At 43.7% G+C, this 24,877-nt stretch carries 23 protein-coding genes; 7 read left to right on the top strand and 16 right to left on the bottom strand.

All coding sequences use genetic code 11. The features are described 5' to 3' along the window. Together RTL34_RS10510 and RTL34_RS10515 are read left to right on the top strand one after the other, a co-directional pair. Positions 1–334: RNA-guided endonuclease InsQ/TnpB family protein (locus RTL34_RS10510; RefSeq protein ID WP_312116774.1), on the top strand; the 334-nt coding region annotated here is incomplete at its 5' end. 187 nt (positions 335–521) lie between these two features. Then, entirely contained in the window at positions 522–1,661 is a 1,140-nt protein-coding gene (locus tag RTL34_RS10515; RefSeq protein WP_040403236.1) for a D-alanyl-D-alanine carboxypeptidase family protein, read from the top strand. 64 nt (positions 1,662–1,725) lie between these two features. On the opposite strand, the gene RTL34_RS10520 is transcribed toward RTL34_RS10515, so the two are convergent. From RTL34_RS10520 to rlmN, 9 genes are all read right to left on the bottom strand, one after another. After that, positions 1,726–3,576 (bottom strand): sensor histidine kinase, encoded by a 1,851-nt coding sequence (locus RTL34_RS10520; protein ID WP_312116776.1) that lies wholly within the window; start codon positions 3,574–3,576, stop codon positions 1,726–1,728. A gap of 34 nt (positions 3,577–3,610) precedes the next feature. Continuing rightward, positions 3,611–5,014 (bottom strand): ribosome biogenesis GTPase Der, encoded by a 1,404-nt coding sequence (gene der / locus RTL34_RS10525; RefSeq protein WP_096488988.1) that lies wholly within the window; start codon positions 5,012–5,014, stop codon positions 3,611–3,613. Between the two features lie 201 nt (positions 5,015–5,215). Continuing rightward, entirely contained in the window at positions 5,216–6,457 is a 1,242-nt protein-coding gene (gene bamB / locus RTL34_RS10530) for an outer membrane protein assembly factor BamB (protein WP_312116779.1), read from the bottom strand. Between the two features lie 93 nt (positions 6,458–6,550). Next, positions 6,551–7,378: a YfgM family protein gene (locus RTL34_RS10535; protein ID WP_312116780.1), complete on the bottom strand. Its 828-nt coding sequence runs from the start codon at positions 7,376–7,378 to the stop codon at positions 6,551–6,553. A gap of 65 nt (positions 7,379–7,443) precedes the next feature. Beyond that, the gene (gene hisS / locus RTL34_RS10540) at positions 7,444–8,742 is read right to left on the bottom strand and encodes a histidine--tRNA ligase (RefSeq protein WP_050325765.1); all 1,299 of its coding nucleotides are present in this window, start codon (positions 8,740–8,742) and stop codon (positions 7,444–7,446) included. Positions 8,743–8,788: 46 nt separating this feature from the next. Further along, positions 8,789–9,904, bottom strand: coding sequence for a flavodoxin-dependent (E)-4-hydroxy-3-methylbut-2-enyl-diphosphate synthase (gene ispG / locus RTL34_RS10545; protein WP_050325766.1), 1,116 nt, complete (start codon positions 9,902–9,904; stop codon positions 8,789–8,791). A 64-nt stretch (positions 9,905–9,968) separates the two neighbouring features. Beyond that, positions 9,969–10,877, bottom strand: a complete 909-nt coding sequence (locus tag RTL34_RS10550) for a RodZ domain-containing protein (RefSeq protein ID WP_050325767.1) — start codon at positions 10,875–10,877, stop codon at positions 9,969–9,971. Between the two features lies 1 nt (position 10,878). Beyond that, positions 10,879–11,829, bottom strand: coding sequence for a type IV pilus biogenesis/stability protein PilW (gene pilW / locus RTL34_RS10555; protein WP_312116784.1), 951 nt, complete (start codon positions 11,827–11,829; stop codon positions 10,879–10,881). A 209-nt stretch (positions 11,830–12,038) separates the two neighbouring features. Then, the gene (gene rlmN, locus RTL34_RS10560) at positions 12,039–13,238 is read right to left on the bottom strand and encodes a dual-specificity RNA methyltransferase RlmN (protein ID WP_203171946.1); all 1,200 of its coding nucleotides are present in this window, start codon (positions 13,236–13,238) and stop codon (positions 12,039–12,041) included. A gap of 599 nt (positions 13,239–13,837) precedes the next feature. Here rlmN and dusB point away from each other — a divergent pair. The 3 genes from dusB to RTL34_RS10575 all read left to right on the top strand — a co-directional run bounded on the left by dusB (position 13,838) and on the right by RTL34_RS10575 (position 16,691). Next, positions 13,838–14,836 carry a tRNA dihydrouridine synthase DusB gene (dusB, locus tag RTL34_RS10565; protein ID WP_312116786.1) on the top strand — a complete coding sequence of 333 codons (999 nt, stop codon included), beginning with the start codon at positions 13,838–13,840 and terminating at the stop codon, positions 14,834–14,836. A 179-nt stretch (positions 14,837–15,015) separates the two neighbouring features. After that, positions 15,016–15,654 (top strand): peroxiredoxin, encoded by a 639-nt coding sequence (locus RTL34_RS10570; protein WP_159676347.1) that lies wholly within the window; start codon positions 15,016–15,018, stop codon positions 15,652–15,654. Between the two features lie 182 nt (positions 15,655–15,836). After that, complete coding sequence (locus tag RTL34_RS10575) at positions 15,837–16,691, top strand: META domain-containing protein (protein WP_312116788.1); 855 nt, start codon at positions 15,837–15,839, stop codon at positions 16,689–16,691. A gap of 56 nt (positions 16,692–16,747) precedes the next feature. Here RTL34_RS10575 and rlmKL read toward each other — a convergent pair whose 3' ends face one another. The 5 genes from rlmKL to queC form a co-directional block, all read right to left on the bottom strand. Next, on the bottom strand, positions 16,748–18,994 hold the full coding sequence (gene rlmKL / locus RTL34_RS10580) for a bifunctional 23S rRNA (guanine(2069)-N(7))-methyltransferase RlmK/23S rRNA (guanine(2445)-N(2))-methyltransferase RlmL (protein WP_312116790.1): 2,247 nt from the start codon (positions 18,992–18,994) through the stop codon (positions 16,748–16,750). An 82-nt stretch (positions 18,995–19,076) separates the two neighbouring features. Beyond that, positions 19,077–20,207, bottom strand: coding sequence for a mechanosensitive ion channel family protein (locus RTL34_RS10585; protein ID WP_076776581.1), 1,131 nt, complete (start codon positions 20,205–20,207; stop codon positions 19,077–19,079). Positions 20,208–20,297: 90 nt separating this feature from the next. Next, a complete protein-coding gene (locus RTL34_RS10590) occupies positions 20,298–20,798 on the bottom strand; it encodes a peroxiredoxin (RefSeq protein WP_312116793.1) in 501 nt (166 codons plus the stop codon). 145 nt (positions 20,799–20,943) lie between these two features. Next, positions 20,944–21,258 (bottom strand): hypothetical protein, encoded by a 315-nt coding sequence (locus RTL34_RS10595; protein WP_095355366.1) that lies wholly within the window; start codon positions 21,256–21,258, stop codon positions 20,944–20,946. 107 nt (positions 21,259–21,365) lie between these two features. Beyond that, entirely contained in the window at positions 21,366–22,076 is a 711-nt protein-coding gene (gene queC / locus RTL34_RS10600) for a 7-cyano-7-deazaguanine synthase QueC (RefSeq protein ID WP_312116796.1), read from the bottom strand. 289 nt (positions 22,077–22,365) lie between these two features. On the opposite strand from queC, the gene RTL34_RS10605 reads away from it, so the two are divergent. Continuing rightward, complete coding sequence (locus RTL34_RS10605) at positions 22,366–23,241, top strand: DNA/RNA non-specific endonuclease (RefSeq protein WP_312116797.1); 876 nt, start codon at positions 22,366–22,368, stop codon at positions 23,239–23,241. Positions 23,242–23,301: 60 nt separating this feature from the next. After that, entirely contained in the window at positions 23,302–23,571 is a 270-nt protein-coding gene (locus tag RTL34_RS10610; RefSeq protein ID WP_050325408.1) for a hypothetical protein, read from the top strand. Positions 23,572–23,638: 67 nt separating this feature from the next. Here the strand turns inward: RTL34_RS10610 and RTL34_RS10615 are convergent, their stop codons facing one another. Then, the gene (locus tag RTL34_RS10615) at positions 23,639–24,409 is read right to left on the bottom strand and encodes a MipA/OmpV family protein (protein WP_239742433.1); all 771 of its coding nucleotides are present in this window, start codon (positions 24,407–24,409) and stop codon (positions 23,639–23,641) included. A 131-nt stretch (positions 24,410–24,540) separates the two neighbouring features. After that, positions 24,541–24,877, bottom strand: a 337-nt coding sequence (locus RTL34_RS10620) for an RNA-guided endonuclease InsQ/TnpB family protein (protein ID WP_312116802.1), incomplete at its 5' end; no start/stop codon positions are given.

Genomic DNA, 24,877 nt, shown 5'->3' on the forward strand with positions numbered 1-24,877 from the left:
GGTAGGTGACGTTAGAACTACCCAATTTAACAGTAAAAAAGGCAAACTAGCCAAAAGCGTCTATGATGCAGGTTGGTTTGAAATGAAACGACAACTGACTTACAAATGCGAGAACGCAGGTTGCCGTTTTGAAATCGTAAATGAGAAATACACTACCCAAACTTGCTCGTGCTGTGGCGATATGTCCAGTAGTCCGAAAGGTAGAGCAGGTTTGCGAATAAGAGAATGGACTTGTGTAAAGTGTGGCACACGGCATGATAGAGATATTAACGCCAGTAAGAACATTCTTGCGGTTGGGCTTAACCGTCTTGTAGAAGGAATCCCCTCACTTTAGGGAGGGGAGGAAGTCAATTATGATAAATCGTTGATTTTTAGACCGAATACAGTGTTGAATCATGATTTTTTTTGCTAATATAGGCAATTTGTTTTACCAAGCGTCCAAGCAAACAGGTCGCATTTGATTTGAGCCAAGAGTGAGTGAGATGAAAGCAATCGTAATACCGCAATATACCCAACGTCTGATGGTCGGCACTTTTGTCGCCGCCAGTTTTTTTGCCACAACTGTACAGGCAAATGCCGCCATACAACAGCCTGAACTAGACAATTCTGCTTTTATCCTAATTGATTATGATACGGGTACGGTATTGGCTCAAAAAAATGCCGCGCAGCCATTCCCACCCGCATCATTGACCAAGATGATGACCAGTTATATCATTGAGCAGCGGCTGCTATCAGGGGCATTAAAAGAAAACGAACCCATCCTCATGACTCCTGAAGCGTGGTGTAAAGGCTCAAGTGAAGAGTCTTGTATGTATGTTCCTGTTAACACAACCGCCCCTGTGATTGATATGTTAAAAGGTATCATTATCCAATCGGGTAATGATGCGTCAAAAGCGATGGCACAGCACATTGGCGGTAGCGAAACCACGTTTGCAGATTTGATGAATGAAGAAGCCAAAAAAATTGGCATGACCCATACCCATTTTATGAATGCGACCGGTATGCCACAAGAAGGCCATCAAGCATCTGCCGAAGATTTGGCGAAACTCGCTCAAGCCATTATTAAAAACAGCAAAAAGTATTATCCCATCTATAGCCAAAAACAATTTACTTATAACGGCATCACCCAGGGCAACCGCAATGCGCTGTTGTTCACTGATCCAACGGTAGACGGCCTAAAAACAGGACATACCGACGAAGCAGGTTACTGCCTAGTAGCATCGAGTAAACGCGGTGATATGCGTCTGATTTCAGTGATTATGGGTACTAAAAGCGCTCAAGAGCGCGCAGACCAATCGCGCAACTTACTCAACTGGGGATTTAGTAACTTTGCTACTAAAATTGCCGCCCCTGCCCAAAAAAGCTACGGCAGCGTGCCAGTCAACTTCGGTGCTGTCGATAAAGTCAACGTCGTCAGCAAAGGCAATTTACAAGTACTAGTGCCAAAACTGGATCAAGAAAAAATCAGTACTGTGGTCAATTTGCCAGCCGATGTTAAAGCGCCGTTAGCGCAAGGTCAAGAAGTGGGTAAACTGGTGGCTATGCTCAATGGCAAACCTGTGGCGTCTGTCCCATTGGTCGCGGAAACCCAAGTTCAAGAAGCTGGAATTTTTAAACGTATGTGGCAACACATCGTACTGTTCTTTAAAGGTTTATTCTAAATTACAAAGAAAAATCACAAAAAAAACCCTTCAAATGAAACGAAGGGTTTTTTTAACTCAAAATTTAACTCAATATATTGGACAACTCTTTGATATATTGATCGAGTCGCTCGTCTATGACTTCTTTTTTGACAAAATAATCCACCCCAGCTATTTTTAGTAATTCAATGGTATGCGGATTTAACGCTTTGGTGTCATAAACACAAATAATGGTGACCCTGGCTTTATTTTCACGCTCACGAAATTTGCTGACGAAGTCTAACATCGCTTGATAATCAATATTTCGGGAGATAAATAGCGCATCCACCGTATGAAATAACAAATAATCTTCAAGAAGTTCGCTACTGGTAAACGTCTCAACTTTAGCACCCGCATTTTCCATGCGTTTGGCCGTTTCGAATAAATCCTCATAGTGATACCAAACGACAATATGTTTATTTAGCAATAAATTGCGTTCATAGTTGTGTTTCCAATCTTTTAGCAATAACGATACCTGAAAATTGCTACCCACATCAGGTTCGCTAGTAACTGTGATGCTGCCTTTCATCAGTGCTAAGAGTTTTTTCACCAAAAATAATCCTGCAGAATTAGTTGATGAGGAATGTTTTACTTCAGGATTAATTTGGAAAAAAGGTTCAAAAATTAGCTCTAAATATTCCTTTGCAATGCCTATGCCGGTGTCTTCAATCTGCAGCGTCCATCGTACTTGCGTTTGTAAATGTTGCAACTGCGAGGTGATTGTTATGCTGCCTTTATCGGTAAATTTAATCGCATTTTCTACCAATGAACTGATAATTAGGGTGATTTTTTGAACATCGCCTTCTAGGACATAGTCGGCATGATAGGGCTTTGCCTTTAACGTAATATTTTTCTCGGCAGCCACAGGCTGATAATCATTGACAATTTGGGTAATTAACCCCGTTGGACTAAATTGGTAGGCGCTGACCCCTGTTTGACCTTTATCGATACGGTTAATTTGGATGATTTGATCAAGCTTAGCATTTAAATCATCTTTGCCCAAACTAATAATTTCAACGGCATCCTTTTGCTCAGCGCTGATATATTGATTGTGTAACAGCTGTAGACCCGATTCGATACGACTTACAGAGGATTTGAACTCATGAATCAAAATATTTTCAAATTTTGAATTATGCTGAAGCTGCTTAATTTGGGTTTCTTCAAGGTCATTTTTTTCTTGGCGCAGAGTGTTGATTTGGGCAATTTGCGCCTTGCGCTTGTTGAGCAAATACACCAAAGCTTTTTCAAATACCCAAGCCTCATTACTTTTTGGCAGCTTATACGCCTCTGCCGCTAAAAATTCATCTTGCAAAATGTGATGGCTTAAATTTTCAAGTTTTGGTAAGCGATGGGTTAAATTTTGCACCTTTTGCAACACAAACCACAAATTGAACAGCGCAATAAATGATAACACCAGTACTAACGGCAAATGTTGCCAAAACCATTGCTGGCGAATGGTTTGTAGGTCAAGGGTGATATTGCTATAACCAATCAGCTGCTCTACTTTCGTGTTGTCTTGATGGGGCTTGAATGTCAATAAATTAATTTTAACAGGTTCACTCAATCCGTAATAGCGCTCAAAAAAAACCTCTGTGACTTTAATCGGATGGGTGGTCGGATGCTGCTGCTGATCAAATGGAAAAAAAACAATGCTTTCGTACTGCGGCATCTCGCTTAATAGTGTGTCAATGCTAGCGGTTGTCACACCGTTAGGATTACTTGCAGTAGACTGGGCAAGTAGATAATTAATCTTACTGGCCTGTTTGATTTCATATTGTACCGTTTGGGTCAAGTCGACTAAGGTATAAATCGCAAGGCAAATAAATAAAACCAATAAAAAGGGTATCGCAACGATACGCTTTAACCCAATTTGATAACCTAAAGTCTTCTGTACCATTCACTCATCCCTTAAAACGCCAATTAACATCACCTTAACGTTTTTTGCCGCGTTTTTTGAATTTTTGTACCTCTCGACGTTTACGTTCTTTTTGCGCATCCGTCATGGTATTAGTGCGACCTGCGTAAGGGTTGGCGTTTTGTTTAAACTCAACCCGAATCGGGGTACCTTCAAGCTTGAATACCTTGCGAAATTCGTTTTCTAGATAGCGACGATAACTGTTTGGCACTTGGCTGGTCTGATTGCCATGAATCACAATAATCGGTGGATTATGACCGCCCAAATGCGCAAAGCGAAGTTTAATACGTCGCCCGCCTACCATAGGGGGCTGGTGTGCAGTAACCGCATCTTGCAGAATTTGGGTTAATCGACTGGTGGAAATATCAAACATCGCAGCATCATAGGCACGGTGAATCGATGGGTAAAGATTGCCAACGCCCGTCCCATGAAGCGCCGAGATTAAATGAACCTTTACATAAGGGATAAAGTTAAAACGTCGATCCATTTCAATTTTGACAAAATTCTTTTGGTCTTGGTCAAGCCCATCCCATTTATTAATGGCAAGTACCATCGCGCGACCTGCTTCTAAGGCGTAGCCCAACAAGTTCAAATCCTGATCGGTAATGCCTTCTTGCGCATCAATGACCACGATGACCACATGGGCATCTTTGATGGCTTGCAAGGTTTTTACCACAGAAAATTTTTCAACTTTTTCATCAATACGTCCACGGCGACGCACGCCCGCGGTATCAATCAACACATAATGTCTGTTGTCACGCTCGTAGGGTATATAGATACTATCGCGCGTGGTACCTGGCATATCAAAAACCACCACGCGTTCTTCACCGAGCAAGCGATTGACAAGCGTAGATTTGCCGACGTTGGGTCTGCCAATGATGGCGATACGTAAGCCATCAGGTGCTTGTTCTTCTTGGTCATCGGTGGGCATATTAGCAGTGACGGCTTCTAATAAATTGCCCACCCCACGTCCGTGACTGGCTGCCATGGGAAATGGTTCACCAAAACCTAACGCATAAAATTCATGAATCGCCGCTTCATGGACGCCATCCATTTTATTGGCGGCTAAAAACACGGGCTTGCCAAGGGTATGAAGTTGTTTGGCAATAACTTCATCAGCGCCCGTGATACCCACGCGGCTATCAACCACAAACACAATGATATCTGCTTCATGGATAGCGGTATGCGATTGGTGCGACATATAATCATCAATGGTGCCGTCACCTTCATCCACTTCGCCAATACCACCGGTATCGATGACGATAAAGGATTTTTCTTCAAAGGTTGCGTCGCCATATTGACGGTCGCGGGTAAGACCTGCCAAATCAGCAACCAAGGCTTGACGACTGCGGGTCAACTGATTAAATAGGGTGGACTTGCCAACGTTCGGACGGCCAATCAAGGCAACAACTGGTTTCATAAATTTAATTTCCAAAATTTTCAAAAAGCAAGATTTTCAACAAGCAAGATTTTAAACACGCTTGAAAAATTCATTATTTCTATAACTTAACAAACCCAACATCGCGCTGCAATGCTGGGTTGTCATTTAAACTCACACTTTTATCAGTCTGGGCTGCTAACCCAATCACCAAAACTGCTAAATGCGTAAACAGTTTAACAATTAACGATTTACTTGCCAAACACTAAGTGCGCCATTTGCGCTTTGGGCAATCAAACGGTTATTGATAAACTGTAATACCGCCACGTCGGATTTGGCTTGTTTTCTGTCAACCAGTGCCCCTGAGGTGCGGTCATACACATGCAAATAACCCATAGCATCACCAACCACCACGTAGTTGCCGATACTCACCGCGTTACTCAAACCACGATAAGACAAATTATCGGTTTGCCAATTAACCGTGCCTGTCATTTTATCCATCGCTACCAATTCGCCATCAAGCGAAGTGGCGTAAACTTGACTATCATCTGTGCCGACTGATTTTAGGCTCGCCAACTCTTTGACAAAACTTAGCTGCTGTGAAGCCATATCGGCAGCGACTAACTGACCGCTATAAGACACAACGTACAGCATATTGCCATCTAGTACGGGGGTGGCATCCACATCAGAAATTTTTTCGATATCACTACTGCCTTTGCTAATACCAAAACGTTTTGACCAAATAGGTACGCCATTATCGATATTTAAGGCATGGATACGACCATCGGCTGTCGACACCAGTACCGTATTGCGATTGAATAAAATCGGCGTGGCACTACCGCGAACGCTTAAATTTGGATTTTGGGTGTTAAAAGTCCAAATAGGCGCGCCAGACTCTAGCGACAGCGCACTAATTTTACCATCATTGCCAAGGGTAATGACACGGTTTTGGCTGATTAGGGCAGGGGATAGGGTTACGGTGTCTAAAGGCGTTTGCCAAATAACTTTGCCAGTCATTCTGTCTAACGCAATGATGACCCCTTTGCTGTCACTAACCACGGCTACGCGAGATTGTTCATCTAGCGCCACCCCTGACATTAAGCCTTGTTTGAGTTTGGTACTCCAAAGCACTTTGCCTTGCCCATCAAACGCTTGCACGCTACCGTCTGCTAACGCATTCACATAGCCATTGTTGTCATACGCCACGCGAAAGGCGGTAGGTTGCTGGCTGATGGTGGTTTTATTGCGCAAACTGCCAAAGCGTTTGCTAACTTTTGTATTACTGCCTTGACTAAACAGTGGGGAAATCACATTTTGACTGCTAGCGAGTTTCACAAGTGCGGCAGGTTTATGGACATTGTCAGATTTTTTAAACTTGTCACAACCTGTCAGGGTCATCGCTACCACCAAGGCGGTTGCAAATACGGCAGGTTTCATTAAGTTTGTCGATAAGGGTGTCGATTTTGTTGTTGTTATGGTCGTCATTGTTTATCTCGTAACGTACGGTGAAATTTAAATATTGCCATTTAAGAGTTTTGTCAGGTTAAGATTTTTTGCCTATTTTTTAGCTATGTGTGCCTATTTTGTGCTTGACGCAACTGCGGGCGCAGATGCGATTGCTGCAGCAGGGGCAGTTTTTTCAGCTTGGGTAGGCTTAGCGAGTACGCCCCCAGTTAAATCAGGTTGTTTGACGCTTAAGCCTAGGCTTTCCATTTTGATACGTAGCAATGCACGGTCTTGGGGGTTTGGGTTGTTTTGATTACGTTGTTCAATCAATTGCCAAGCCTTTTGGTAATGAGTAGCCGCCGCTTTTTTATCACCTTGTTGGTTGGCAATGTCCCCCAAAATCTCAAGTTTACTGGCTTCAAAGGCAGCAGGTAAGGGGCTTTGTAAGCGTTTTTGTGCCGCATCCGCTTGATTGTCTGACAATAGCACTTGTGCTTGGCGCAAAATGGCAATGGCTTTTAGCCCATCATCCTTCAGCGTTAACTGAGATGCTTTTTGTAGCGTTGCCGCCGCCGCTTTTAGATCATTTTTATCGGTTTGCTGTTTGGCTTGCAGCATCAAGGCTTGCCATGTATAAACCGAATTATCATGTTTAGCCACAAATTCGCTCAAATCTTTGTCCAAATTGGTTTGCGCCGTAGTCAGTTGCGCTTGTGCTTTGGTATCGGTGGCAGCTTGGGTGGTTAGGGTCTCAATGTTGTTTTGGTCGCTTTGAATTTTGGCAAAATCGTTCGCCGCTGCGGTATCTATATTGCCGCCATGCTTTTGCCAGTAACTCCAGCCAAAATAGCCCGCTAATACCAACATAATGGCGGATACAATATAGCCACCATATTGTTTAAGCGCGCCTAAGGATTGCTGTTCATCATTCACTAGCTTAGGTTGTACGTCTTTAACCATTACATAAAGCCTTTCAAAAAATTACTGATATAAGTTAACCATCAAATTTGGCTCAATCAGATAGATTAGATAAAATCTGGATTTTCGCTAAAGAGTGTGTCACTCGCGACCGTAATTTGGTCACCGGTTGCCATTTTTTTGATGGTAATTTGCTGGTTAGCGACTTCATCTTGCGCGATAATCACTGACAAGTGCGCACCTGATTTGTCGGCTTTTTTCATTTGCGCTTTTAAACTCGTGGCACTTGCCATTTTCACGCGAAGATTTGAGCGTCGTGTACGTAGCTCATGGGCAAATTTGATGGCATCGGTGTAAACATCAGGATGGGCGACCACAAATACATCACAGGCAGGTGTTGCCTCAAACGGATGCACCTTTTGCATGAGTAACAACAAACGCTCAAGCCCCATGGCAAAACCTACTGCCGGCTCGGAAGCGGCTGGTTTATCACTGCCAATGGCTTTGATTTGTCCAATAAGCCCATCATAACGCCCCCCAGCACATACCGTGGCTTGGCTACCTAGCTGGTCAGTCGTCCATTCAAATACGGTTTTATTGTAATAATCTAAACCGCGTACCAGTTTTGGATTAATCACAAAATTGATGCCGACTGCTTTAAGATAATGTTGTAAGGCTTCAAAATGCTGCTGGCTTGCTGCCCCCAAAAAGTCAGCAAGCTTTGGGGCGTTCTCTAAAATTTGTTGGGTGTTTTTATCTTTACTATCCAAAATACGTAGTGGGTTGGTGGTTAAGCGGCGCTGACTATCTTCATCCAATTGAGATTTTTTATCGGTTAAAAAATCCACCAAGGCTTGGCGATACGCCAGTCGTTCGTCTATCTCGCCCAAGCTATTAATCTCAAGTTGCACCACGTCTAAAATGCCCAATTTTTGCCACATTTGGTAGGTCATGATAATGAGCTCAGCATCAGCATCCGCCAATTCACTGCCAAAACTCTCAACCCCTAATTGGTGAAACTGACGATAACGGCCTTTTTGCGGTTGTTCATAGCGAAACATAGGACCAATATACCAAAGTTTTGGATTATCACCCCGCAATAAGTTATGCTCCACCACGGCACGTACCGCGCCTGCCGTGCCTTCAGGGCGTAGTGTCAATGCGGTAGGTGGGTTGGATTTGTCATAAAAGCTATACATTTCCTTTTCGACAATGTCAGTGGCATCGCCAATCGCCCGGGCAAATAGCTGGGTTTCTTCAACGATTGGGAGGCGAATTTGCTCAAAGCCAAATTGATTGAGCACATCGATAAGGCTGCTTTCAAGTTGGCGCCATTCGCTCGATGGGCGCGTAGATTCTGTCTCAATATGTAAGATATCATTAAAACCTTTAATGGATTTTAACATGGTCAATTTCCCAAGAATGCAAACTAAAAAATAAACGATACAAAAATTATTTAACCCGTAAAATTTCATTGGCGCGCTGGGCTTCACGCTCAGCCACTTTTTGACGGACCATGGCTTCAATCTCGTCAGCAAGCTTGGTGGTATCAATCAAATGTGATTTTTCCCCATTTTTATATACTAGGCTATTTGGACTGGCACCCACCACGCCGATATCCGATTCTTTGGCTTCCCCTGGACCATTGACTTTACAGCCAATCACCGATACATCCATTGGTTCACGGATATCCTCTAGGCGTTTTTCTAAGTCCATCATCACCCGAATCACATCAAACTCTTGGCGTGAGCAGCTGGGGCAGGCGATAAAATTCACCCCATTACTACGGATACCCAGTGATTTTAGGATATCAAAACCGATTTTAATTTCTTCTTCTGGCTCAGCAGCTAGCGAAATACGCATGGTATCGCCAATACCTTCTAGCAGTAGTCCGCCTAAGGCAATGGCAGACTTAACGGTACCGGTGCGGTACACCCCCGCTTCTGTCACACCTAGATGCAAGGGATTGTCAACTTGTGCAGAAATCAACCGATACGCATCCATGGTCAAAAACACATTACTGGCTTTGACTGAGATTTTAAATTGGTCAAAGTTATTACGATCTAAAATATCAATATGGCGCATCGCCGACTCAAGCATGGCCTCACCTGTAGGTTCGCCATATTTTTTTTGGATGTCTTTTTCTAGCGACCCCGCGTTTACGCCAATGCGCATACTGATACCATGATGTTTGGCGGCGGCAATCACTTCACGCACCTTTTGTTCATTGCCGATATTACCTGGGTTGATACGTAAGCAGTCTGCACCCGCATCAGCCACCGCCAGTGCAATTTTATAATCAAAATGAACGTCTGCTACCAGGGGCACAGCGACTTGTCTTTTGATTTCAGCAAAGGCTTTTACACTTTCCATCGTTGGCGTGGAGACGCGCATCAGGTCAGCACCGGCATCGACACAGCGCTGAATCTGTGCCACAGTGGCATCGACATCACAGGTATCAGTATTAGTCATACTTTGCACACTAATGGGGGTGTCACCGCCTACTGCGACATTACCGACGTAGATTTTTTTGGTGAGTTTACGTTTGATGGGGTTATGCGCTGACATAGGCGTTCCTATTATTATAACTATTATAACGAATGATTTAGCGTATTTTTAAAGTGATAAGCCGTTAAGGTTTTAACGTAAAATTGGCTTTATCGTTTTGGGCATAATTGCTTAATTTAATCGGTTGTTTGTTCAAATCCAAGCTCACGTTGCTGGCTTTGTCGATATTGACTTGAAACGGTGCTTGACCTGTCAATTGGTAACTACCGCGTGCTTGCTCGCCATCTAAAATCGTATTGCCTGTCGCATCGACAATGGTGATTTTGGTGGTGTCTTTCACAAAAATGTCAATCGAAGCTTTGGCACCAGCTTGTCCTGTCGCTGCTGTACCACTGGCGTTATCAGCACTCACCGCGACACCAGTAATGGCAGATCCGGTGGCGGGTAACCCACTAGCAGTTACTGTGTTTGTCACAATCGCTGAGCCTGCATTGTTAAGCGACGCACCGCTGACTTGGTCTTGGGTTGGCATACTGACAACAGCGCTAGCGGGCGCTTGGTCAACCGAGTCATTATGTGCTTTGCTAACTTTATTAAAAATAAAAATCGCAAGCCCCAATACCAATAAAATCCCACCAATGACAAAAGGGTTAATACGCACACTGGGACGCGCTTCACGATTAAGCGTACCCATCGGCTGCATCGGGGCATTGATGACCGTGGCATATTTTTGTTTGAGGGTAGCGGGGTACTGGGCATCAAAACTTTGCGCGACCAGATTTTTATCCAAACCCAAAAAACGCCCATAGGTAGTGGCAAAACCGCGCGCAAAGGTAGGCTGTGGTAATGCGTCAAAATCATTGGCTTCAAGCGCCCGAAGATGGCTTTTTAAAATGAAAGTTTTGGCAGCCACATCGTCAATCGATAAGCCTTTTTTCTCACGGGCTTGTTTAAAACGCTGACCCAAAAGCTGGGTTGTGTCATGAACAGGGGTAGAGTTTTGTTGATTGTCGGTGTTATTGCTGTTTTCCATCTTATTTCCAAGTTGACGTTGGGGTTAAAAGTCCAGAACGAATCTGCTTTGCTTCATCGCTAAGTGGATAGCGATCCAAAAGCTGCTGCGCTAATTTTTGCACTTCTATGGGATTGTTCGCAAGTTTGGCAAGCCTAATCCCTTGCGATAAAGTGCGCGGGTCAAGGTTGGATTGACCAATAATTTTAACCAAATCATTATACAGCGCCTGCGCCTCCAAAAATTTGCCATCAGCCAATAAAATATCAATAAGCTCTGTACGTGCGACGATGCTTTGGCGATTGGCATCGAGCGCTTTGATAAATGACTGTACCGCCAGCGGTTTGTTTTTTACCTTTAATGCCGTACGCCCTAAATTCTCTAACGCACTGGCACGACCGTCATACCCTAACGCAGAACCCGCAATTTGAAACTGCGCAATCGCTTCTTGGTTACGACTGAGTTGGGCGAGATAGACGCCATAATTGTTGTTTGCTTGACTAAAGTCAGGATTGAGTGCAATGGCATTTTTAAAATAAGCTTCGGCTTTTTGCATATTGCGCGGGCTGCCTTCTTGCTGCAGCAACACACCCATCATATCATTGGCTTCTGCTGACTTTGGATAAGACTTTAATGCACTTTCTAACTGTCGTTTGGCATCGTCTAATTTTCCACTACGAATATACTCAGCGGCAATCGCGGTGCGAATCCTAGCGATTTCTTCTGGGTTTTTTTCCCAACGACTTGGGTCACTCGTGGTGACTGTCTGCGTGGTGACTTGTCGGGTAGTGGTACAACCGGTTAGGCAAAGGGTAAGGCTTGAAAGGCCAATCATGCCTGCGGCAAAAACCTTCGATAAAAAATTTGATTTGCCCGGCATTTTATCGTCGTCTATATGGTTGTCGTGTAATTGACACAAAATAGCAGGTTGGCTGTGGTATAAATGACTTTGACGTGAGTGACATGGTGGCATAACAAACTTACTCATAATCAAATGAACTAAATTAAATAATTAAAAATTTTGACAGTAGATAACGATTTTTAATTGTCGATAAAACCCAATAGCAAAAACAAGCCTATAATTAAAAATGGCTATTACTATAGCAAAAAAACCTTGATAACACCAACCGATAAGGCTAACTTGTGCCTTTACCACGCCAAACTATTATAATGATAAAAGATTTAATGAGACGCTTTAGATTGTAATGTTTTAGACACTTTTTCTTGCCATTGTTTTGCACGGCGGGTCTTATCGGTGACTTGTCCGACCAGTTGTCCACATGCCGCATCAATGTCATCGCCACGGGTTTGGCGAATGGTACAGACAAAGCCTGCTTGGTTCAAGATATTGCTAAACGCATGAATACGATTGTTACTAGAGCGTCCGTAAGGCGCATGCGGGAACGGATTAAACGGAATCAAATTAATTTTGCAAGGCAAATCTTTGAGCAGATTGACCAGCTGGCAGGCGTGTTCATCAGTATCATTGACGTCTTTTAACATCACATATTCAATGGTGACGTGCTTTTTATGACGGGGGTTTTCGTCATATACATAAGATTTAGCGGCGGCTATCAGCTCTTTGAGTGGATATTTTTTATTGATGGGTACCAGTTCGTTACGCAGTTCGTCATTGGGTGCATGTAGGCTGATGGCAAGTGCCACATCAATGTCTTTGGCGAGCTCATACATCTTTGGCACGATGCCCGATGTTGATAGGGTGACGCGGCGTTTGGATAATCCAAAACCAAAATCATCGAGCATCAATGACATACTGGCTACCACAGGCTCATAATTTAACAGCGGTTCACCCATGCCCATCATCACCACATTGGTAACCCGATTTTCACGTTCAGTGACAGGCACATTTTCCATATAAGACTGGTTGGCCACCCACAGCTGTCCGATAATTTCGCTAGGGGATAAGTCCCGCTCAAAGCCTTGTTTACCGGTGCTACAAAACGAGCAGTCAAGCGCACAGCCGACTTGTGAGGAAATACACAAGGTTTTACGTCCAAACTGTTTGTTATCGTCAGCAGGGATGAGTACAGTTTCCACCAGCGAGCCACCTGCTACTTCAAACACCCATTTGCGGGTGCCATCTTCGCTAAATTGTTTAAACTTGACAGTAGGTGGGGTGACAGTTGCCACTTCATCCAATGTTTCTTGTAGTTTTTTGGACAAATTCGTCATTTGATAAAAATCGGTCACGCCCAATTGATAAATCCACTTCATCACTTGGGTGGCACGAAACGGTTTTTCGCCTAGATTGGCAAAAAATTGTCCAAGCTCAGCCTTACTCATGCCAAGTAAATTGGTTTTTGCGGTAAGGTCTTGGGGATTGACCATTTCTGGGTTTTGAATGACAGGAATTTGGGTCATAGCGGTCGTATAAGCGTGTCAAATAAACAAGATAGTATACTAAAATCTCAACTATTTGTCATGGTAAAACATAGTGACTTGTCAGCGGCTTTATATACAATATCTTTACCTGCCATACATTGCCCAAATTGGCATGGCTAAATGGGTAAAATATCGACAAATCAAATAGCGATAATAAGAATTATCATGATTAGGCATAAAAATACCAATAACCACTTCCATTCAAGCGAAACAAAATCAACCGTGCGACGGACTAACCTAGCAGACCAATGGGGCAGCTGATAAATCACTTCACCATTGACATGCTTACCGCCTCGATACCAAAGTTTAAGCTGTTTTAACATATGTTTATGCCCATTTCTATGTCTAAATCTAGGTCTAACAAATTGATGAGTATGACACTATTAAACTTCTATTGGGTTAAGTCTATATGACAAACAAGTAAAAAATCGTAAAAAAATGATATAAAAAATTACCCAATTGTTTAAAAGAGGGCGAAATGGGGGAATTTTACTAACAGGGTGATATTTTTAGCCAAAGCACGAGTGATAAAAGTTATAATGTTTCCCCGTTTTTGAGCGCATCATGCTTTTTTATTTATGTCCAACCATCCATTGCTCACTCCCCTCAATATCGGCGACCAGAGCATCGCCAACCGCATCATCGTTGCCCCGATGGCAGGGGTCACTGATAAGCCTTTTCGCATGCTGGCTAAGTCCTTTGGCGCAGGGCATGCCGTGTCGGAGATGATGACCTCTGATGCCACTTTGTTTGCCCATCACAAAACACTGTATCGTGCCAATTTTGATGGCGAAATCGCGCCTATTTCTGCGCAAATCGCTGGTTCAGACCCAGAAAAAATCGCCGAAGCCGCTCGCTATCAAGTTGCCAATGGGGCGCAAATTGTCGATATCAATATGGGTTGCCCGGCAAAAAAAGTATGCAAAAAGCTTGCTGGTTCAGCGCTACTCAAAGATGAAGATTTGGTCAAGCGACTATTGGATGCCACGGTCAATGCCGTGGATGTGCCAGTCACGCTAAAAACCCGTCTAGGCTATGCCAATGGTGAAGAAAATATTTTACGTGTCGCACAAATGGCAGAAGAGGCAGGTATCGCCATGATTGTAATACATGGACGTACCCGCGAAGATAAATATCTAGGCCGCGCTCGCTATGAGTTAATTAAAGAAGTCAAAAATCTTCTCACCATTCCTGTTATCGTCAATGGGGATATCGACAGCCCGCAAAAAGCCAAACAAGTATACGAGCAAACAGGCGCCGATGGCATTATGATTGGGCGGGCAGGGCAAGGGCAGCCTTGGATTTTTCGCGACATTGCGCATTACCTAGAGACCGGTGAAATCCTGCCCAGTCCAACGATGGATGAGTTAAAAGAGATTGTATTAAGCCATTTGCAAGAGATTTATGCGTTTTATGGCGAATACTCGGGATGTCGTATTGCTCGTAAACATATTGCTTGGTATACCTCAGGCATTGCCAATTCCAATGCGTTTCGCCAAGCCATGTATGAAGAAGATACCACCGCTGGGCAGTTTAACGTGGTCGCGCAGTTTTTAAAGACTGCGGAATTTGATTAAAACCTCCACTATAAAACAGTCACTCGTAGCGCGCTTATGACTTTTTAGAAACAAAGATTCGCAAAAAGTCATTATTGATGAATTTAAAATCTGTTAAAATTTTGCTGAGTCTCTGTGATAGACCGATATCAAACAATAACCACATATTATTAATCAAATTAAATCATAAGGAGTCAGCGATGGCACAATTACGAATTGGCGACACGGCACCAAATTTTGACGCACAAACCACCGAAGGCAATATCAATTTTTACGATTGGCAAGGTGATAACTGGGTGGTTTTATTCTCACATCCGGCAGACTTTACCCCAGTTTGCACCACGGAGTTAGGACGCACGGCATCATTGGGTGATGAATTCAAAAAACGCCATGTCAAACCGATCGCATTATCAGTCGATAGCGTAGAAGACCATAAAACTTGGGCGGGCGATATCTCAGAAACCCAAGGTTGCGAGGTGAATTTCCCCATCATTGCAGACGCGGACAAAAAAGTATCGGAAGCTTACGACATGATTCACCCAAATGCGTCAACCACGCACACGGTTCGTAGTGTATTCATTATCGATCCACAGCATAAACTGCGGTTAACTTTCACTTACCCAGCTGCCGTAGGTCGTAACTTCAATGAAATTTTACGGGTGATTGATGCCTTGCAATTGTCAGATAATTATGGCATTGCAACGCCAGTTGAGTGGCAAGATGGGGACGATGTGATTATCCCGCCAAGCGTCAAAAATGAAGAAATCGCCGCGAAATTCCCAAAAGGTCATAAAGAAATTAAGCCTTATTTGCGCACCACGCCACAACCGAATAAATAACCGTTTATGTTAAGTTTGAAATCAAAAACCTAGTCGCTTGACTGGGTTTTTTTATGTCAAATCTTCTTTTAAGGATACTAAATTGAATTTAAAGGTACTAAACTAAATTTACAGAACGGATGCTGAATAACCAAAAATATTTGGCTAAACTTCAATTAATGGTCTAATAATGGATATAAAGAATGATAAACAATCGAGTGGTTAAAGGTGGCTTTAAAACGAGCGCATTGCTCATGCTTGCCCTGACAGGTTGCCAAACGGTGAATACTAACCTATCAGCACCTATTGAAAGATTGCCTGATGCCCAGCCTGCGATATTTATTGGTAAAGCACCCACTGTGGATGATTTGCAAAGTTATCATTGGCAACTGTCCGGCGTGAATGCTTATCCCAACAGTACCAATCCACCGCCATCGGATTATTTGAAGCCGCAAATTGATAACCACAAGGTAACACTTGATTTCACCCAAAATCGAATGAGTTACAGTGTAGGCTGTAATCAATTATCGAGTGGCTATAGGTTACAAGGGGACAAACTACAGGCAAGCACCAATGCGGTGACTACCTTGATGGGTTGCGGCTCTCTACAACAAAGTGAAACTTGGTTGGCTAAGCAAATGCAAAGCCAAAGTCAACTCTCAGTTATGATTATGAGTTGGCAAACACATGCAATGTTGCAACAAACTCTGGCAGACGGCAGTGCGTTAATTTGGGATGGCATATTAAAGCCTGAAGTAAAATACGGCAAAGGGGAAACCGTATTTTTGGAAGTCAAACCCAAATGGCAGTATTGCGACAACGTGACCGATAGAAAGTGCCTAGAAGTGCGTGACATCAATTATGACGCTCAGGGATTAAAGACAGCGGTGGGTCAATGGTATCTTCTCGATGCGCCTATCATCAATTATCGTCATGATGAAAGCGCACAGCGGGTTTTACGCTTGACTCGCTATCGCACACCGCCCACCGATACCAAAGGCTATGGCAACCTGTATAAGCTTGATAGCGTGATTGAAACCAAGACTATGGCAAAATAACCAACTCATCAAAAAAAGCGATGGCTAACACGAGTCATCGCTTTTTTATTGACAAATTATTTGTGGCGAATCGCCCACGACTGGTGAATAGGGCGTTTACTATCAAAATCAAAGCCGATGGTTTGGTTGGTCATTTCTTCAACGTGGTAACGGTTGTTGATTTCGTCATCTAGCACAAATTTGGTAAAGTTATTGGAAAAATACAACACGCCTTCAGAGGATAAGCGATTCATGGCACGGTTGATGAGTGGTACGTGGTCGCGCTGCACATCAAAAGTACCTTGAAATTTCTTGGAGTTAGAAAAAGTCGGCGGATCGATAAAAATCACATCGTACTGCTCAGTGTTGCTTTTAATCCATTCAAAAATATCTTGGGCAATAAATTGGTAGCTTGGCAAATCTGGCAAGCCGTTTAGGGCAAAATTTTTGCGTCCCCAATCCAGATAGTTTTGTGATAAATCCACCGATGTCACCGCTTTTGCCCCGCCCAATGCCGCATGTACACTGGCAGTACAAGTATAAGCAAACAGATTAAGCACCGTTTTACCGCGTGCGTTTTCTGCAATAATCTTTCGGATGCTGCGATGGTCAAGGAACAACCCCGTATCCAAATAATCGCTAAAGTTCACCAAAAAATACGCCCGTTGGTTGTTGGCGGTTGGCTCGCTGACTACATGGAACTTACCCGAATTGGCTTTTTTCTCATACTGCTCATTGCCGGATTGGCGGGCGCGGGTTTTGATAAACACTTGCTCACGGTTCACTTGCAAGGCTTCACGCACGCCATGCAGCGCTAGATTAAAGCGTTTTTTGGCGGTCTCCAACGGAATTGATTTGGGGGCAGCATATTCTTGCACATGCACAAATTCGCCATACACATCCACCGCTACTTTAAAATCAGGTAAGTCGGCATCATACACCCGCAGATTGGTCACCGCTTGTTTGTGAGCAAGCTTGCGCAGATTGGTAAGATTTTTTTGTAGTCGATTGATAAAATCTTGACCTTCTTCTACGGCAATTTCACGTTTTTCAAAGCGCGTAATCACCGGTGTATCTTTACTCTTTAACAGCTCACCATAACGAAAATAAACGGTGATAGCACCATTGTGACAGCGTAGGGTTTTTGGCTCGGCAAGGGGTAGTACGTCGGCTTGTTCAACTTTGGCAGCGAGGACACCCAAAGTCACTTTGGCAGGGCTATCTGCAAACAGGGCTTGTAATTTTTTACCCAAGCCTTGATACAAGGGTTTAATCAATTCTTCCTCACCCAGACGCTCACCATACGGTGGGTTGGTGATAAACAGGGGATTGACCCAGCCATTGACTTGTTTTTCTAGTGCCAAATTAAGGGTCGCCAGTGAGCGCTGCTGCAAGGTAATACGGTTGATGATAGGCGTCAAACCTGCGGCGATTAAATTTTTATGCGTGGCTCGAACCGCGCCTGAGTCCATATCAAAAGCAAATACCGCGGGCATCTCGCCATTTGCCATGGCATTTAGGCGATGATGAAAACGGGTTTGCGCGTCTTGCACCATAGCCTCCCAAAGGGCAGTATCATGATGTTGCCATGCATAAAACCCAAATTGGCTATCGGCTTTATCCAGTCCTACGGCATAATCTGCGCTCATCAGCAAGGCTTCGATAATCAGCGTGCCTGAGCCGCACATCGGGTCGACAATACTGTCAAATTGGGTGGTGTGAAAATTCACGCTATAGAGTAGGGCAGCAGCCAAGTTTTCTTTGAGTGGCGCTTCAGTCATCGCAGCACGATAACCACGGCGGTGCAAACTGGTCCCTGATAAGTCTAGATACAATTCAGCTTGTTTGTCACCCACAGTAGCGACAATGCCAAAATCGGGGTTTTTATCGACATTGGGGCGACGACCGAACTGCTCGTTAAATTGGTCGGCAATCGCATCTTTAACGCGCAGCATGGTGAATTGCTGGTTGGCTTGTACGCGCTTATCTAGGGTCAAACGAATCGCAAAGGTCTGCTCCAAATCAAATAACTGGGTCCATTTGACCGTTTTGGCAAAGGTATAGAGCTGTTCTGCAATATCGTACTCGGGATTGATGTTCTTTTTGCCCAGTGGTAACAATACCCGCGATGCCACACGAGACCATAGACAAACTTGATAAATCTGCGCTAACGTCAATGTCGCCATCAGCCGACCCGTGCGCTCAATTTGTGTATCTATACCAAAGCTTGCCAGCTCAGTTTGCAGGGGAATCTCTAGCCCATCGGCACAAGTGATGACAATGTGAAAAGTTTGCCCGACGGGCGTTGTATTGCTGTCTGTCATAAATACTGCCAAAAAAAGTCAAAGTTGATTAATGGCGTATTTTAGCATGATTAGCAAAGGACAAATGACAGAATGTCTGAAATTATGGAGAAGTTTTTACCGATGGGGCTGCTTCGCTTGGCATTGCGCTTGGCATTAAAAGCTGCATATGAGGGTAAGGTGTGGCAATGCCGGCATCATCGAGTGCTACTTTGATTTGTTCGCGTAGATTTTCTTTGATAAATGGCATTCGAGACACGTGTGGCGGATTGACCCAAAACCGCACGATAAAAAACACCCCAAAATCGCCAATTTTATCCACTGTCGCTGTGGGCGCAGGACGCTCTAGTACCTCTTTGGTGTTGGCTAAAATATCAAGGATAATAGCGCGAGCAGTTTCGATATCCGCTTCCAACGCGATACGCACTTCAATATCAAAACGAATCAGATTTTTGGCAGTTAAATTAATGACTTCGGCTGAAGCAACCGTTGAATTGGGGAAAATCACAGTGATATTATCACGGGTCAAAATTTGGGTAGTGCGCAGGGCGATTTGCACCACTTTACCTTCTTTTTCATTGATGCTGACCCAATCACCGACTTGAAACGACTGCTCAATCAAAATGGTGATACCGGCAATAAAGTTGGCAAGTGTGGCTTGCGCGGCAAAACCCACTGCGATACCCGCAATCCCAAGACCTGCGACCACAGACACAATATCAAAACCAAACTGCGACATCACTGAGGCAATCCACAATACGATGATGAGCATGGACAACAAATTGTGCAGTAGTTGTTCAATCGACGCGTTTAGTCCATAATTTTTGAGCATTTTTTGCATCAAATAACCGAGGTTGTACCACGCCATATAAAAAATCACTGACCAAATACCCGCTTTGGCAGTGGCTTTGACTGTTTCAGGTTCAAAATTAAGCTGACTCATCACCGCAAGCAAACTTGAAAACAACCACATTAATCGTGCGATGAGCCTTAACGATTGGCTGTATTTACTGTCTTTGGCGATAAAACGGGCAGAATTGATGAGCAATAAACTTAACCGATAGACCACGCCCAAAATTGCCAACAGCACCATAATTTTGATGCCTGTACTGGCAAGTTTGGAGAGATACAGCGGCCAATTAACTGCTTCATCTTCGAGCGAACCACCGACTGCTTTATAGACGTCATAATACAAGTCGTGATAGATATTTTTAAAAAATTGGTTCACGGACATACAATGAGTGATCTCGAGTCAAAAAATCAAAATAACAAAAATAGAATCAAAACAACATAAGGCGTTTGGGTTAATTTAGGTTGGTTTGGGTTAAAGGGTGGGCAATATTGCAAGCAATTTATCCATATGTCCCTTGGCGCGGACATTGCGCATCTCATGAACCAGCTTGCCTGTGTTGTCGAAAATTAAGGTTGAACGTACCACGCCAAGGCTGACTTTGCCGTATAGTTTTTTCTCGGCAATGATGCCAAAATATTGGCAAAGTTGTTCCTCGGTATCACTCACCAGTGCAAAATTAATCTTTTGGTTGGCGATAAATTTTTCATGGCTTTTGACACTATCTCTTGATACGCCAATGACTTGGTATCCAAGCTGCTGCAGTTGGGGCAAATGTTGGCTAAAATCTTGCGCTTGTACACTACAGCCTGAGGTGTTGTCTTTTGGATAAAAGTACAGAATCAAGCCTTTCTCTGACTGTTTGGCATAAGCTGGCAGGTTGATTTGACGCTGGATAAATTGCGGCTGCGCTGTGGCATGACGACTGGTATCCGCTTCAACCGTCGTGACCAAAAAATTGGGTAGTTGAGTCATGGGCATTTCCCAAGCAAAAATTGAAATAACAATATCAGAAAGCCAGATTGAGTACAAACTTCTTCATACGACAAAATAAAAAAAGACCAGTAAACAACTGGTCTAGTGGTGCGGCGCTATCGATTATGGTATTGATTGTAACCAATTAGGGACGGGCTTTATTAAATTTAACGCCGTTGCCACATGCTTTCATACGAGCACTGATGGTTTGGAAAGTTTTGTTTTGGCGAACATCTTTGCCACTTTTTACCCAGGTATCAAGCTCATTTTTTTGTGCTTGGGTGATTTTTGATTGTTCATCTACCACACAAGTACATACTTTTTTTGCAGAAGCGGCATCAGTGATGTGTTTTTCGGTCATTTGGGTGGCGCAAGCATTGACATATTGTGGATTGGCGGCATGCGCGGCAAATGGCAAAACCATGCTAGCAAATAGGGTTGCGATGGCTGAATGTTTCATAGTTTATCCTCATAAAAGACAGCAGTATAGAACAGCAGGTGTTCAATCGTACAATGGCTAGCTTTACCGTTGACGCAATAAAGCTGGCAGGATTTGATGATGATAGATTACTGATAAATAGTCGGGTCATCTATTTCAGCTTGTAAAAAACCTTGCTGACGTAGATAGCAGCTATCGCAGTGCGCGCAGGCGCGTCCTTCGCTATCTGCGCGGTAGCATGACACGGTCAAAGCATAATCCACCCCCAGCGATACCCCAAGCTTAATGATTTCTGCTTTACTTAAATGCAACAATGGCGTTGCAATGTGGAGATGATTGCCCATCACACCGGCTTTGGTAGCGAGATTTGCCATCTTTTCAAAGGCTGCAATATATTCAGGACGACAATCAGGATAGCCTGAGTAATCGACTGCATTGACACCAATCACAATGGCATTGGACTGTGTCACCTCTGCCAATGCCAGCGCATACGACAAAAAGATGGTATTACGCGCAGGTACATAAGTAATTGGAATGCTGTCATTATGCTGATTATCGCTAAAATCTGTTTGTTTGGCATCGGGTACCACCAGCGAAGCATCGGTCAACGCCGAGCCACCTAACTGTGCCAAATCAATATCAATAATACGATGGTTGACTTGAGCAGTCGCGGCAATTTTTTTGGCGGCATTAAGTTCGCTATTGTGGCGCTGACCGTAGTTAAAGCTTACCGCTGTGACGTTGGCATAATTGGCTTTTGCCCAGTAAAGGCAAGTCACGGAATCTAGCCCGCCCGAGAGTAAGACGACGGCGTTTTGTGGTGTGGTTGATGTACTCATAAAAATTTACTAACGACAAAAAGCGTATTTTATCAGAACTTAAGCAATTGTTGATGGGAAAATATTGGGATAAAAATAGTCAACGCAATATTAGCCAAAAAACATTTCAAAAAACTGCTATCACTGCCAGTAAATATTTGCGTATTCCACTAAAAAACCTTATAAAATAACCAAGAAGTTTTAAATCGTGATTTAAACTACGTTATCCGACACTTTAGCCCGAACCATACCATTGTCGTCATTGCACCATTTTTCATTTTCTTCATTTTTTCTTTTTTTAAGGTCACTTATGATAGTTCAAACAAATTTTGTTACCAACAATGCCATCTTATCAGCCATAAGCGTTGGCTTAATGTATCTGACAGGTTGCAGTGTTACGCCCTCAACCGCCAAGCTCGATAGCCATACTGTTACTATCCCTACTACCATTCTTACCACCCAAGCGAACACAGATACCCAAACACTCACCACGCGCCCGCTAGACAAGGCGCTACAAAAATGCGCTAGCGAGTTTTTGGAGAAAACCCAGCCGACAATGACCGCCAAGCTGTCGCAAAAAACCTACCCCCTGTGCTTTAATGGCTTCGCGGTGATGTATTCGGGTGTCACCAAAACCCCGATTTGGGTCGCTGAGCATTTAACACGACAACGAATAACGGCTGCCAAAACCTTGGTCAGAGAGGATAACTTTCATGAAGAAACTCGCCTGCCAACCGAGGTGCGTAGCTTATTGAGCGATTATACCCGTACCGGATTTGACAGAGGGCATTTAGCGCCCAATGCTGATATGGCAAACCCGGACTCACAATTTGATAGCTTTAGTTTGGCCAATATTGCCCCACAAACACCTGACAACAACCGTAAAACTTGGGTAAAAATTGAAACACAAACTCGCAACCTGACCAACCAATACGGCTCAGCTTATGTGGTGACAGGGGTGGCATTTCTAACACCGGAAGTCAAACGGCTAAAAAATCGTGTGCTGGTGCCATCGCATTTTTTTAAAGCGGTATATTTGCCATCACAACATCAAGCGATGGCATTTTTTAGCCCGAATGATGATAGCGGAACCGTTGAAAAAATTAGCCTAAGCACCCTTAAAAAACGCACCGGGGTCAATGCATTTCCCAGTTTGCCGAGTAATGTAGCAACTATTTCACCATAACCATAAGTAGTAATTAGCAAGTCAAAAACTAGCAAATTAGCAACTAAACAAGGGAAAAAGATGAGTGCTTTTAAACCATTTCAAAATGATAGCCAAAGCGTTGGCTTGGGCGAATTTACCCTTGAGAATCAAGGAGAGCAAGTCAATCTCTATGGCAGTGCGACGTTTACGTTGGATAAACAAAGTTTAGCCACGGCAAAACAATTACAAGATGTGTTGAACCAAATCATTGCGTATTTAGAAGTCCATCAAGCGCAAACGGTGGAAAAATCTGCCACGCAACAGCAGCAAGCGTCGCACGTGGACGAAGTAAGTAATCCTTTCTTATAAATAAAAAAAGCGCAAATCAAACAATTTGCGCTTTTTATGAGTCAACTATTCATTGGTAAACTAGGCATTAAAACTGATAGTTAAAGCCAATTTTCGTTTTGCTATCGACACGGTTATCAACCAGTGGGCTGTCTTTTTGCTCATCGCTCAAATACTCTAAATGCTGACTGATAAACGCACTCCAGCGTGGCGAAATGGCGTAACTGGCACTGACATTGACATAGGGAGTAATGCTACTATCAGCGTTATAAGCTTTTATTCCTGTTCGTCGCGATTCTTGCTCAGAAACACCAAAGTAGTAGTTGTTGTACTTGTCATTGTACCACTGCAGTCCTAACTCAGGATAAATGGTGATTTTATCATCCATTGCTTTAAATCTGCTTAAGTGCGCCACTTTTGCGCTAGTACCATCACTGCGACCTAAGGCATCAGTTTCCAGTTGCGCTTTAAAGCCACCATACGGGGTGATGCGCATATAGCTAGTGCCCACCATAGCAGACCATTTACGCTCATCGAGTCCTTTTAACGCCGCTGTACTCGCATCGTCTGGATCAAATGAACGGCTATCGTAGCTTGCGGTCAATCGCCATTCGTTTTGTGCGTCTTTGTAGGGATAATAACCCGCTTCACTGCCTTCAATGTAGAATCGATTGTTGTCATAAAATGCCTGTGGCATGATCGTAACATCATTGTCCTTGTCGTACGCATAATGATTGATTGACGCGTTTAACCCTAGTTTAAAGCGGGCATTGGTATCCACTGGCATAGAGGCTGCGTGGGCAAATGTTGTGCCCAACATACTGGCAAGTACCAGACAAGGCGCGAAAAATTGTTTCATAAAAACATCCTGTGAGAGTGGGTCATACAAAAAAGTGCTGACAGGCGTAAAGCGTAGAAAATAACAACCAATTTGCCTGTGAACCATACAGCAAGATGATAAATTTATTATGGCTTGACTTCCTCCCCTCCCTAAAGTGAGGGGATTCCTTCTACAAGACGGTTAAGCCCAACCGCAAGAATGTTCTTACTGGCGTTAATATCTCTATCATGCCGTGTGCCACACGTTGCACAAGTCCATTCTCTTATTCGCAAACCTGCTCTACCTTTCGGACTGTTGCTGTCTATTTGACCGCAACACGAACAAGTTTGGGTAGTGTATCGCTCTGATACGATTTCAAAACGACAACCTGCGTTCTCGCATTTGTAATTCAGTTGCCTTTTGAGTTCAAACCAACCTGCATCGTAAACCGATTTGGCTAGTTTGCCTTTTTTACTGTTAAATTGGGTAGTTCTAACGTCACCTACC

Source organism: Moraxella sp. CTOTU47915 (assembly GCF_031986685.1).
Classification (GTDB): Bacteria; Pseudomonadota; Gammaproteobacteria; order Pseudomonadales; family Moraxellaceae; genus Faucicola; species Faucicola tetraodonis.

Excerpts from the sequence above, each read along its gene's own strand:
- RTL34_RS10610 (WP_050325408.1), top strand. The coding sequence starts at position 23,302 with ATGAGTGCTTTTAAACCATTTCAAAATGATAGCCAAAGCGTTGGCTTG.
- rlmN (WP_203171946.1), bottom strand. The coding sequence starts at position 13,238 with ATGACCCAAATTCCTGTCATTCAAAACCCAGAAATGGTCAATCCCCAA.
- dusB (WP_312116786.1), top strand. The coding sequence starts at position 13,838 with ATGTCCAACCATCCATTGCTCACTCCCCTCAATATCGGCGACCAGAGC.
- RTL34_RS10550 (WP_050325767.1), bottom strand. The coding sequence starts at position 10,877 with ATGGAAAACAGCAATAACACCGACAATCAACAAAACTCTACCCCTGTT.
- RTL34_RS10595 (WP_095355366.1), bottom strand. The coding sequence starts at position 21,258 with ATGAAACATTCAGCCATCGCAACCCTATTTGCTAGCATGGTTTTGCCA.
- hisS (WP_050325765.1), bottom strand. The coding sequence starts at position 8,742 with ATGTTAAAATCCATTAAAGGTTTTAATGATATCTTACATATTGAGACA.
- RTL34_RS10575 (WP_312116788.1), top strand. The coding sequence starts at position 15,837 with ATGATAAACAATCGAGTGGTTAAAGGTGGCTTTAAAACGAGCGCATTG.
- queC (WP_312116796.1), bottom strand. The coding sequence starts at position 22,076 with ATGAGTACATCAACCACACCACAAAACGCCGTCGTCTTACTCTCGGGC.
- pilW (WP_312116784.1), bottom strand. The coding sequence starts at position 11,829 with ATGCCACCATGTCACTCACGTCAAAGTCATTTATACCACAGCCAACCT.
- rlmKL (WP_312116790.1), bottom strand. The coding sequence starts at position 18,994 with ATGACAGACAGCAATACAACGCCCGTCGGGCAAACTTTTCACATTGTC.
- RTL34_RS10615 (WP_239742433.1), bottom strand. The coding sequence starts at position 24,409 with ATGAAACAATTTTTCGCGCCTTGTCTGGTACTTGCCAGTATGTTGGGC.
- RTL34_RS10590 (WP_312116793.1), bottom strand. The coding sequence starts at position 20,798 with ATGACTCAACTACCCAATTTTTTGGTCACGACGGTTGAAGCGGATACC.
- ispG (WP_050325766.1), bottom strand. The coding sequence starts at position 9,904 with ATGTCAGCGCATAACCCCATCAAACGTAAACTCACCAAAAAAATCTAC.
- der (WP_096488988.1), bottom strand. The coding sequence starts at position 5,014 with ATGAAACCAGTTGTTGCCTTGATTGGCCGTCCGAACGTTGGCAAGTCC.
- RTL34_RS10605 (WP_312116797.1), top strand. The coding sequence starts at position 22,366 with ATGATAGTTCAAACAAATTTTGTTACCAACAATGCCATCTTATCAGCC.
- RTL34_RS10515 (WP_040403236.1), top strand. The coding sequence starts at position 522 with ATGGTCGGCACTTTTGTCGCCGCCAGTTTTTTTGCCACAACTGTACAG.
- RTL34_RS10585 (WP_076776581.1), bottom strand. The coding sequence starts at position 20,207 with ATGTCCGTGAACCAATTTTTTAAAAATATCTATCACGACTTGTATTAT.
- bamB (WP_312116779.1), bottom strand. The coding sequence starts at position 6,457 with ATGACGACCATAACAACAACAAAATCGACACCCTTATCGACAAACTTA.
- RTL34_RS10570 (WP_159676347.1), top strand. The coding sequence starts at position 15,016 with ATGGCACAATTACGAATTGGCGACACGGCACCAAATTTTGACGCACAA.
- RTL34_RS10520 (WP_312116776.1), bottom strand. The coding sequence starts at position 3,576 with ATGGTACAGAAGACTTTAGGTTATCAAATTGGGTTAAAGCGTATCGTT.
- RTL34_RS10535 (WP_312116780.1), bottom strand. The coding sequence starts at position 7,378 with ATGGTTAAAGACGTACAACCTAAGCTAGTGAATGATGAACAGCAATCC.